This window comes from uncultured Chitinophaga sp. (genome assembly GCF_902168175.1).
Classification (GTDB): domain Bacteria; phylum Bacteroidota; class Bacteroidia; order Chitinophagales; family Chitinophagaceae; genus Chitinophaga.
Genome location: NZ_CABHOU010000100.1, coordinates 1 through 10,362, shown reverse-complemented (window position 1 = coordinate 10,362; position 10,362 = coordinate 1). Strand labels below are relative to the sequence as shown.

Genomic DNA, 10,362 nt, shown 5'->3' with positions numbered 1-10,362 from the left:
TTCCGTACAGGCGATTCGAAGTTCAGGCAACAGATCATTGATAATGTGCCGGAAGAAGAGATCCGGAAGAGCTGGGAGCCGGCTTTGAGCCAGTATAAGGAGATGAGGAAGAAGTATTTGATTTACGAATAAACAGTAGGGGCCGCGACATACATCGCGGCCCTTTGCTTTTGTTATTGATGATTGCTAAAAAGCACTTACTTCTGCAAAGAACGTGATGTTCGTATTGCCATGCGTTGCGGTAACCGTAACCCTGAAATACCTCGCAGTATAAGTTTGGGCGAAGAACACTGGTTGCTTTGCATTAATAGCCTGCAACTGGTAAGTACCTGCCGACTGCCAGGTAGTGCCGTCCGCACTTACATCCACGTTCACCGTTTTAGGCGCACCGTTCGGCGCGTTCTGCCTGGCGGTAAGATATAACCCGGACAGTGTATTGCTCTGTTTCATATCGATCGCAATATGATGGGGCAAAGGCGGTTCCCCGCCATCCCACTGTGTATGCCAGAAGGTATTGAGCAAACCGTCGATTGCGAAGACCGCGCGGCCGTTATTGGGACCTTCGCCGCTGGCTTCTTCAGAATCGACGTTGAAGATGGTCCAGGCGCTGCGGTTGATTTCTGCATATACCGGGGGCGTAACGGTTACCACGAAATAAGTGATGCTCAGCGCGCGGTTCAGCGGATAATTACCTGCCGACTGCAACCTTACAGGCACCATATAGTTATGTCCTTCTTCTACCTTTTTACCATCAATACCGAAAGCAATGTTTTCGCTAACGGTGGTGCCGCTTTTAATAACAGCGGTGGTGGTGCTGAAGTCAAATACATGTGCAGGCACTTTCTCGAACGCAGGCAGCGAGGCAACTGCGCGGGCAGTGTTAATGCTGTCCCAGGTGGAGTAGTCGACCGCAAAGGTAACAGGTACGTTACCGGGTGCCGATTTATAACCGCCGCCTGCGAAAAACGCATTCACATCGAATTTAAAGATGGAGTCTGACTGTAAAGGCGCCCTGCGGTTTACGGAAATATTAGCGTACGGGCCGTTTACGGCTTGCGACAAGTATACACGTACATCGCTGTCGGATTCGCTGAAGTCACTGTCCTTATCGCAGGCGTTCAACCCTGCAAGCAGGCCTCCGAGGAGTATATAAGCTGATAATTTTTTCATTGTACTGGTTTGATGGATCAATTAGTCCAGCCCGTGTTCTGCGGAAGCAGGGCAGGGTTTAACGTAAGCTCGTTGGTAGGAACGGGGTACAGGTAGTACTTATCGTTCCAGATGCGCGAGGTGATATTGGTATACACGCGGATGTTGAAATTCGCATCTACCTGTATACTGTTTACCTGTCCCGCAGGATACAGCGCACGCTGTGCAGGCGTCAGTTTCATGCCCAGGATGCTTTCTGGTTTTTCGGACAGCTGGCCGGCCTTCCAGCGCAGCAGGTCGTCGAAACGGAAACCTTCGGCAGCCAGTTCAATCCTTCTTTCCCTGCGTATTTCATCGAGCAGCACAGCGAGGGTGGGGAAGTCTGAAGCAGGATCTTTTACCAGGGCAGTAATGACCATAGGCGCCATACCTACACGGTCGCGTATTTTGTTGATCGTTGCATCGATGACCACCTGTGTAGCCTCGCCCAGTTCAGCTTTGGCTTCGGCGTTAATGAGCAGTATTTCTGCATAACGGAAAATGAACAGGTCGAGGGTCGACTGGTTCGCATTCCATTGCACCGGGTCAGGACTGTAGTTCTTTATACCTGCATAACCGGTAACAGTGGCGGGCAGGCGCGAAAGTGTCATGGTATCGCGGGTGCCGTTGGTATTGCTGAAGAAGTTGAAACCGCGGGTGGCGATCAGCTGTGTGAAACGTGGATCACGGTCGGTACGTTCGTCGTCGAGTGTTGCGTCGCCTTTATACAGCGGGCTAAGGGCGATGGGTGTACCGTTTTTATCCAGGAACGATTTCACAAAAGCTTTAGAGTAAGAAGGCCATGCATCCGATAGCTGGCGGGTGAGGTTGTGCATGCTCACATCCTTGATATGCCTCCTGGCCAGGATCGATTCTTTATTGCCTTTCAGCTCTTCCTGTATAAACAGGTTATAGTAATCGCTGTTGGGATTACCTGTTTTCCAGATCACGTAACGGTTACTGCTGATAAGCGCTTCCGAAGCCTCCACTGCTGCTCTTAAGAACGTTTGCTCGTCGCCCAGTGCATGGTATTTACGGAAAGTGCCTTCCCATAAAGCGATCCTCGCTTTCAGCGCCTGTGCTACATCCTGCGTGATCCTGCCTGCGAACTGTGTGTTAGTGGCCAGAGCAGCATTGGTTACGGCGAAATTGAGATCAGCCAGTACAGAGTCCATTACCTGTTTGTGCGGCAAACGGGGGCCGTACAGCATTACACTGGAAGTGTCTGTAAGATCGGTGCTGATCCAGGGAACGGCGCCGAAGCGTTTTACTTTTTCCCAGTAGAACAGGGCACGGAAGAAGCGGGCTTCTGCAGCGTAGTTGTTCTTCAGCGCATCAGCGATTTCTGCGCGCTGGTAACGTTGTAAGAAATAGTTGGTGTAGCGGATGTTGGCCCAGCCGGTGTAACTCCAGTTAGCATCCGTAGAAGGGATTACGTACTCACCAGCCAGTAGCGGGTTGCGGGTGCCGGGTACGAAGTTGTCCGAATTGTTTTCGCCATTGCCGCGTTGTACGGGCAGGGCGTCGTAAAAGCGGTTGAGATACAACTTAAGGTCGTTCTCATTTTTAAAGTAAGTAGGGTCGCTGATACCATCCTGCGGAAACCTGTCCAGGAAGTCTTCCCGTTTACAGGCAGCCAGTAACACCAGCGCTAATATGTATACAATATGTATCTTCTTCATGATTGTTGAATTAAAAGTAAAACAGGATTAAAGCCCGATCTGCAAACCAAATGACCATGCACGGCTCAGCGGATAGGTTTGGCTATCCAGCAGTTCCGGATCAAAGGCTTTGTGCAGTTTGGTGATCTCAAACAGGTTTTGACCAGTGATGTAAGCTCTTACGCGATTGAGTTTGATCCTGCTGATCAGGTGCTGCGGAAGGCTGTAACCGATGGAGGCCTGTTTTAAACGTGCATATGCGGCGTTCTGTTTATACTTTGTTTGTGTTTGCTGGTTGTACCAGGCGCCGATCTTGTTTACCGGGTAGTAGGCGTCTGTGTTTTCCGGTGTCCAGGTATCGAGGTGGTGTTTAAGTGGTACAGACCATTCGTCGGTGAAGCCCCAGAAATAAGTGCCACCTAACCAGGCATCTCTTTTTGCAGTACCCTGGAAGAATACAGTGGCGTCGAAACCTTTCCACTCGGCGCTCAGGTTCAAACCAAACTGGTAACGCGGTGCAGTGTTGCCTATCAGGCGGCGGTCACCAGGATTGCTCACGGTGTTATCACCCGGATCAATTACACCACTGCCGTCCATATCCACATAACGGATATCACCTGGCAGCCAGGCACCACCCCAGATGCCGCGCTGTGAAGCAGATTTATTCACTTCATCGGCCGACTGGAAATAACCGGCGGTTACATAACCCCAAACATCATACAGCGTTTGACCTTCCCTGTAATCGCTTAACAGGCCTTTAGGATTGAGGGTGTATTTGGTGACGGTAGATTTGTAATCTGATAAGTTAGCAGTTACGCTATAGCTGAAATCTTTACCAACACGATCTCTCCACGTAAGGTTCAGTTCCCAGCCTTTTGTTTGCAGGTCTACAGAGTTTACCTGTGGCGGATTGGCGCCAATAACGCCAGGCAATGGTGCGGAGTTCCACAACATGTCTTTGGTGGTGCGGATGTAACGGTCAAACACCAGGCCGAGCCTGTCTTTCAGGAAGGTTGCATCTACCCCGATATTAACAGTACCCACCTTTTCCCAGGTAAAGTTCGGGTTTACCAGTGAAGGCGAGCCTACGTAAGGACTGGTCAGGTTATCATCAAACACGTAAGTGGTTTGACCTACAGGCATGGTGGCGATGTAAGGGTATGTTGAAGATGTAGCCTGGTTGCCAAGTATACCGTAAGATCCACGGATCTTTAAGTCGTTTACATATTGTTTGACGGGAGCGAAAAACTCCTCCTGCGATACGCGCCAGCCTGCAGATACAGATGGTGCAAACAGGTAACGGTCGCCGCGGCGGAAGCGCGAAGTACCATCGTAACGGCCATTCACTTCCAAGAGATATTTGTCGGAGAAAATATAGTTAAGGCGGAAGAACGAACCACTCACTGCCCACTCTGACTGAGCCGCTGTTAATGCAGGGTTCTTATCATAGTTAGGCACCAGGCTGGGCATGGTAGGATCTATCAGGTTACGGGCAGTTACACCGAAAGCCCTGTTCTGTTTCAGTTCTTCGTTATAACCCACCATTGCTTTCAGGTAATGTTTCTCGGCAAAGGTGTTCTCGTATTCCGCGTAAGCATTGATCGCATAGTAGTTATCGCTGCTGTTCGTCTGGTACAGGCGGCTGGGCGATGTCCATGGGTAGGTACCCAGCAGTGCGCCATCAACGCCATACTCATTAAACGCCTTGTAGTGCTGTGTCTTGTTGTATATATAACCGTTCCATGTATAGTCGGCTACCACCCGCACATGTTTAATCGGTTTCAGTACGATGCCTCCTGTAAGCCACATATCACTGATGTCGTATTTCTGACGACCGTTCTGTTTCATCAGCGCGATCATATTGGTATAACTACCCTGACCGGAGAAGTTTCCATCAGGGTGATACACCGGCATTAAGGGGGTAAGGTCGGTCGGGATGAAAGACCAGGTCTGAGAAGTACCATCCACGAACTGTGTGCCGTTAGGCGTGTTCAGAGAGGTACGGTTAAGGCTCGCTTTAAAATTGAGGTCCAGCCAGTCGGTTACCTGGTTTGTCAGTTTTAAAGTTGCGTTGTAACGTTTATAACTTTGATCGGCCATTTTCAACAGGCCCTGTTGGTCAAAGTAACCAAGACTGGCGTTATAGGTGGTTTTACCTTCGCCACCGGATACCGAGATGTTATGCTGTTGCTGTGGTTGCGATCCGGGATAGAGTACATCTATCCAGTCGGTGTTACCTACGTAACGATAGCGGTTAGGCCTGTCCGGATCTATATACACCGCCGGGTTATTGGCCGGGTCGGCCAGGTATTGGGCGGCGAGCGTTGAATCCTGGTCGGTATAGTTATAACTGTTACCACCGGCCCTGCGCACTGCATCGCGGAACATATTGATGTACTGCGAGCCGTTGAGGTAATCAGGCATACGGGTGGGGCGCGATAAAGTATAGCTGCCGGAGTAGCTGATCTTTGCTTTACCACGCTGCCCGCTTTTAGTGGTGATCAACACCACACCAAAAGCAGCCCTGCCACCGTAGATGGCTGCCGATGCTGCATCTTTCAAAACAGTCACACTCGCTACATCGTCCGGGTTCAGCAGGTTAGGGTCCATTACCACCCCGTCTACCAATACCAGCGGAGCGCTGGCGCTAAGCGGGTTGGTACCGCGAAGGTTAAAGGAAGTACCCTGCCCCGGCGCACCATTACCGATACCCACGTTCAGGCCCGGGATAGTACCCTGCAAGCCCTGGCCCAGGTTGGTGATCGGGCGGCTTTCCAGCACTTTAGATGAAACAGTGGCCACCGCACCGGTGAGGTTTGCGGCTTTCTGGGTACCATAACCCACTACCACCACTTCATTCAGCGCTTTATTATCTTCTTCCAGCACCACCGTCATATTAGCGGAAACCGGTAATTCTTTGGTTACAAAGCCGATATACTGGAACACCAGTATGGCCGAGTCATTTTTAACAGTAAGGGAGAAACTGCCATCCTCGCCCGTGGCAGTGCCATTACGCGTGCCTTTTTCCAGCACGGTTACACCCGGCAGCGGTGTTTGAGCAGCGCCCATTACCTTACCGCGAACGGAAGTCTGGTAAACGGCGGTACGGGAGGAACGGTAAGATATCACCACCAGGTTTTCATCCACCTGTTTATACGCCAGGGGTGTTTTGGCCAGGATGTCGCCCAGCGTTTCCGTCCAGGCTTTTTCCTTTACCGTAACATCGACAGGAGCGCCGCCGAGTAACATTTCATCGTTGTATACAAAGCGGATAGATGTTTGCTTTTCAATGGCTTTGAGGGCCTTTTTGATAGAAGCCTGTTTCAGGTTAAGGGAAACCTTTTCCTGCGAACGGACCTTCAGAGCGAAGGCCTGTAAAGAGCAAACACAAATAATAACGGCGGTCATTTTCATCATGAGCAGGAGCTTGACAAGTGGAATGACGGGGTAGCCAGGCCTGAAGCCCGGGTCCGGTCCTGTTTTTTTCATACTTTTGAAATTAGGTGGTGTTAAAAATGGCTTCTGATTCCTTCCTACGGGACGAAGCCGTTTACTACAAGCATTGCCCTGGGGAACGGAGGATGCGTCAACATTCTCCTTCCTTTTTTATTGGGCCGATTTTAGTTGATCTCTTTTTAGTTCATAACGTTACATTGTTTATTTAGAATTTGTCCCTATCGCACATACACCGTATCGTTCCGACGGCTGTAAGTAAGTTTGCCGGTTGCCTGCAATGTGTTTAGTACCGTAGTAAGTGGTTTGTTGTTGAACACACCTGTAAAACTGGCGTTGTACAGTGCTTCGTTTTCCACTACTATGGTGATGTTATACCATTTTTCCATCTTGGATATGACCAGGTCGAACGCATCGCCGTCGAACACCAGTTTATTGTCTACCCAGGCCACGTCGGCCAATGTTGTATCATTAGGACTAAAGCGCATTTTGCTCAGCGAAAGCAGTGGTGCAGCGTCTGTATCTGTATCTTCCGTTGCTTTAATATTGGTGCCGTTAAGTACCCGCAGTTTTTGTCCGGGTTTTAGCTGGATGGTGTTGCCCGGCTGCCCGTCCACCGTAACTTCCACGGCCCCGCTCACCAGCATGGTTTCGGTGCTGGGCTCATCAGGGTAAGCGCGCACACCGAAGGTGGTGCCGAGTACTTTTACCGTTAAACCGTTCGCCTGTATAACAAAGGGCCTGTTACTATCGTGCGTTACATCAAAATAAGCCTCACCTGTAAGCTGCACGTTACGGTGGGTATGGTTGAATTCTGTATCGAAAAGCAGTTGACTATTGCCATTTAGCCAAACAACAGAGCCGTCGGGCAGGTTAAGCCTGGTTTTATCACCTTTGCGCGTTTTTACTTCGCCTGCAACGGCTTTAGGTTGTTCTTTTTTATCGAGCATCCACCAGCCTGCGGCCAGTAACAGCAGTGCCGAGGCGGCAGCTATTATATAGTAAGGCAGCCTGCGCCGCCTTACAGGCGCTTCTTCCTGCTCGAACAAACCGGATAGCTGCATCCGGGTATAATGGGCCGTATAGGCCTGTAAAGCTTCGGAATGCTCATCTTCCTGCTGCATATCAGGAAACATTTCTCCGTATATGGCGGCAAGGCCTTGGTCGGCTTGTATTAATCGCTGTAATTCCGCCTGCTCATCTTCACTGGCCAATCCCGACACCTGGCGGTTTACCAGGTAATAAAATCGTTGCTCCTGCATGTAATAAGAGGGTATTACAGGTTAAGACAAGAATCCGGGGCGAACTCCCCAATCTGTTTGAAAAAAAATTACAGGGAGTTTTTACGGTGGGCCTGCAGGGTTTCCGTGAGGCGGTGCATGGCAATATTCAGGTGACGGTCTACCGTATTTTCGGAGATGTCCATAATGTCGGCTACTTCGCGGTAGGTAAAGCGGTCTTCACGCACGAGTTTATACACCATCTGGCATTTAGGGGGGAGTTTGGCAATGGCGGTGGCGAACAGCTGTTTCAGTTCACGTCCGATGGTCAGCTCTTCAGGCGTAAGCGGACCGGCAAAATGTTCGGGCGCTACCTGGTCGATATCCCAGGTGGTGTAATGGCGGCTTTTAACAAGATAATTGATGGAAGTGTTGCGTACGGCGGTAAACAGGTACACCTTCAGGTTAAGTATGCCGTTCAGCGCATCTCTCATCGTCCATAGCTGCAGCATTACATCAGATACTACCTCTTCGGCTATTTCCGGCTGTTTAACGTAACTGTGGGCAAAAGTGACCAGTCCTTTATAAAAATGAAGGAACACACGCTTGTAGGCTTTCTCACTCCGCAGAGTGGCGATCTCATACTGTAGTGTGCGTATATCCATCTAAAGGCGCCCGGTTCACTGCGGGCATATCGGTAGTTGTTGCATAGTTATGGACATTTGCGGGTATTTTCTGGGTTTATTTTAACGGATTAGTGTGGGATATTAACACCAAATTTGAATTTAGGGGATAGGTGAGTTTATGGCCTTATAAAACCCAGGCTATAAGCCGTACCCACACCCAGCGCGGCCCCCGCCATCACGTCCGACGGATAATGTACGCCCAGGTACATCCTGGAATACCCCACAGCACCTGCCCATAAAAACGACGGTGCAATCACATACCATTTTGGGTAAGCACGCGATACTGCCATGGCATTGCTAAAGGTAGAAGAGGAGTGACCCGAAGGCAACGAATACCCGCCTGCTGTAATCACCGGTGTAAAATCCGGATGTGCCCTGAAGGGGCGGGAGCGTTTAAATATCTTTTTCAGGCCCGCGTTCAGTAACGCAGTAGTTGCAGTGCTGCTGGCCACATACAATGCGTTCATGCGCATGTCGCGGTCGTGACTGGCAATACCACCCACGAGTAAGCCTGCGGGCACAGCGATATTCACATAGGTATTGGCGTTAGCGATAAACTTAAACACCTTCGACTGCGCCGGTGTACGCGTAAGCGCAATATGTTCCAGCACATGAATGTCTGCCGAATCGATCTTTTGTGCATGCGCCGTTGCGGTGAATAAAAGCAATACCATCCATCTCTTTCCCATAAAATAAATTTACGTTGAAAAAGCGGGAAGCCTGCAAATCCTTATCTTTAAGTTTTTACATCAACCACCATGAATACACCCCTGCTTTTACTCCACGGCGCCATTGGCGCATCTTCCCAGTTAAAATTATTAGCCACGGCGCTTGCAGGCAACTACGATGTACACCTGTTAGACTTTCCCGGGCACGGCGGCCGCAACATGCCGGACGTACCTTTTTCTATCGCTCATTTCGCTTCTGTTGTTGCTGATTATATCCGGCAGTATCAACTGCAACAGCCGGTGATATTTGGTTACAGTATGGGCGGTTACGTAGCCATGTATCTGGCCAAATATCAACCTTCGCTGGTCGGTAAAGTAATTACCGTCGGCACTAAATTTCACTGGGATGAGGACACGGCGGCGAAGGAAACGAAGAAGCTCGACCCGTCGGTGATCAGCGTTAAAGTGCCTGCCTTCGCCAGTTCTTTAGAACAACTGCATCGACCCAACGACTGGCAGGAGGTATTACACCGCACTGGCCAAATGATGAATGAAATGGGGCGTGATAATCCGTTAAAGTTATCGGACTATTCATCTATCTCTGTGCCGTGTTTGTTGTTGCTGGGAGATAGAGATAAGATGGTAACGCTGGAAGAAACGGTGGCGGTGTATAAGGCTTTGCCGGATGCGAGATTAGGCGTGTTGCCCGGGACGGGGCATGCGGTGGAGGGGGTGGATGCGGAGGTTTTGTTGAGGATGCTGTAAATATCGAAATGGAAGTCAATGAACACCCAATCGATAAAAGGTTTATCAAAGTGATATTACCTTAAGTGATGACAGCGCATCGACAGCTACACTGCAATTGATATGAGTTCATAATCCTATTGTTGCCTGCGTCAGCAGGCATCACTCTGCCAGTCATGGCGAGGAACGGGGAATGCCTGCTTCGCCAACGTTAACCATGATAACGTGGTTCCCAATTACTGACGCGAAGACTGCGCACGAGGATGGCTTCGTTCCTCGCCATGACGAACCGGGGGGCGCCTCGCCAACGTTAACCATGACAACGCGGTTCCCAATTACTGACGCGAAGACTGCGCACGAGGATGGCTTCGTTCCTCGCCATGACGAACGGGGGAATGCCTGCCTCGCCAACGTTAACCATGATGACGTGGTTTCCACTTACTGACGCGAAGACTGCGCACGAGGATGGCTTCGTTCCTCGCCATGACGAACGTGGGAATGCCTGCCTCGCCAACGTTAACCATGATAACGTGGTTCCCACTTACTGACGCGAAGACTGGAGCAAAGGGGTGCTTCACTCTGTTCGCAATGACGACCAGGTAGCGCCGCATTGTCTGTGTTGTTCGCAGGAATCGGATGTAGCAATAAAAGATTATTGCATCCTCTACGATTTACAAAAAAAGTGTGAAAACACATTTTATGCCTTTCGCACTCACTTCATCAAGCTTGAAATAAAAACGCC

The 10,362-nt window shown here is 50.1% G+C and carries 7 protein-coding genes and 1 pseudogene; 2 read left to right on the top strand and 6 right to left on the bottom strand.

Features of this window, described 5'->3' with window-relative positions; all coding sequences use genetic code 11:
- Nucleotides 1-132: pseudogene (locus tag QZT80_RS23965) on the top strand (exo-beta-N-acetylmuramidase NamZ domain-containing protein); the annotation flags it as partial.
- Between the two features lie 54 nt (nt 133-186).
- Here the strand turns inward: QZT80_RS23965 and QZT80_RS23960 are convergent.
- The 6 genes from QZT80_RS23960 to QZT80_RS23935 form a co-directional block, all read right to left on the bottom strand.
- Nucleotides 187-1,170 carry a discoidin domain-containing protein gene (locus QZT80_RS23960; RefSeq protein ID WP_295128450.1) on the bottom strand — a complete coding sequence of 328 codons (984 nt, stop codon included), beginning with the start codon at nt 1,168-1,170 and terminating at the stop codon, nt 187-189.
- Nucleotides 1,171-1,187: 17 nt separating this feature from the next.
- Complete coding sequence (locus tag QZT80_RS23955) at nt 1,188-2,870, bottom strand: RagB/SusD family nutrient uptake outer membrane protein (protein WP_295128447.1); 1,683 nt, start codon at nt 2,868-2,870, stop codon at nt 1,188-1,190.
- Between the two features lie 27 nt (nt 2,871-2,897).
- On the bottom strand, nt 2,898-6,338 hold the full coding sequence (locus QZT80_RS23950; RefSeq protein WP_295128446.1) for a TonB-dependent receptor: 3,441 nt from the start codon (nt 6,336-6,338) through the stop codon (nt 2,898-2,900).
- 185 nt (nt 6,339-6,523) lie between these two features.
- Nucleotides 6,524-7,564 carry a FecR family protein gene (locus QZT80_RS23945; protein WP_295128443.1) on the bottom strand — a complete coding sequence of 347 codons (1,041 nt, stop codon included), beginning with the start codon at nt 7,562-7,564 and terminating at the stop codon, nt 6,524-6,526.
- Between the two features lie 68 nt (nt 7,565-7,632).
- A complete protein-coding gene (locus QZT80_RS23940; RefSeq protein ID WP_295128440.1) occupies nt 7,633-8,187 on the bottom strand; it encodes an RNA polymerase sigma-70 factor in 555 nt (184 codons plus the stop codon).
- Nucleotides 8,188-8,324: 137 nt separating this feature from the next.
- Nucleotides 8,325-8,897 carry a phosphatase PAP2 family protein gene (locus tag QZT80_RS23935; protein WP_295128437.1) on the bottom strand — a complete coding sequence of 191 codons (573 nt, stop codon included), beginning with the start codon at nt 8,895-8,897 and terminating at the stop codon, nt 8,325-8,327.
- A gap of 69 nt (nt 8,898-8,966) precedes the next feature.
- Between QZT80_RS23935 and QZT80_RS23930 the strand changes: the two genes are divergently transcribed.
- Nucleotides 8,967-9,641, top strand: coding sequence for an alpha/beta hydrolase (locus QZT80_RS23930; protein ID WP_295128434.1), 675 nt, complete (start codon nt 8,967-8,969; stop codon nt 9,639-9,641).
- Nucleotides 9,642-10,362 lie beyond the last annotated feature (721 nt).

What these genes read in the sequence shown, in the direction of transcription:
- QZT80_RS23960 (WP_295128450.1), bottom strand. Translation starts at nt 1,170, where the DNA reads ATGAAAAAATTATCAGCTTATATACTCCTCGGAGGCCTGCTTGCAGGG.
- QZT80_RS23955 (WP_295128447.1), bottom strand. Translation starts at nt 2,870, where the DNA reads ATGAAGAAGATACATATTGTATACATATTAGCGCTGGTGTTACTGGCT.
- QZT80_RS23950 (WP_295128446.1), bottom strand. Translation starts at nt 6,338, where the DNA reads ATGAAAAAAACAGGACCGGACCCGGGCTTCAGGCCTGGCTACCCCGTC.
- QZT80_RS23945 (WP_295128443.1), bottom strand. Translation starts at nt 7,564, where the DNA reads ATGCAGGAGCAACGATTTTATTACCTGGTAAACCGCCAGGTGTCGGGA.
- QZT80_RS23940 (WP_295128440.1), bottom strand. Translation starts at nt 8,187, where the DNA reads ATGGATATACGCACACTACAGTATGAGATCGCCACTCTGCGGAGTGAG.
- QZT80_RS23935 (WP_295128437.1), bottom strand. Translation starts at nt 8,897, where the DNA reads ATGGGAAAGAGATGGATGGTATTGCTTTTATTCACCGCAACGGCGCAT.
- QZT80_RS23930 (WP_295128434.1), top strand. Translation starts at nt 8,967, where the DNA reads ATGAATACACCCCTGCTTTTACTCCACGGCGCCATTGGCGCATCTTCC.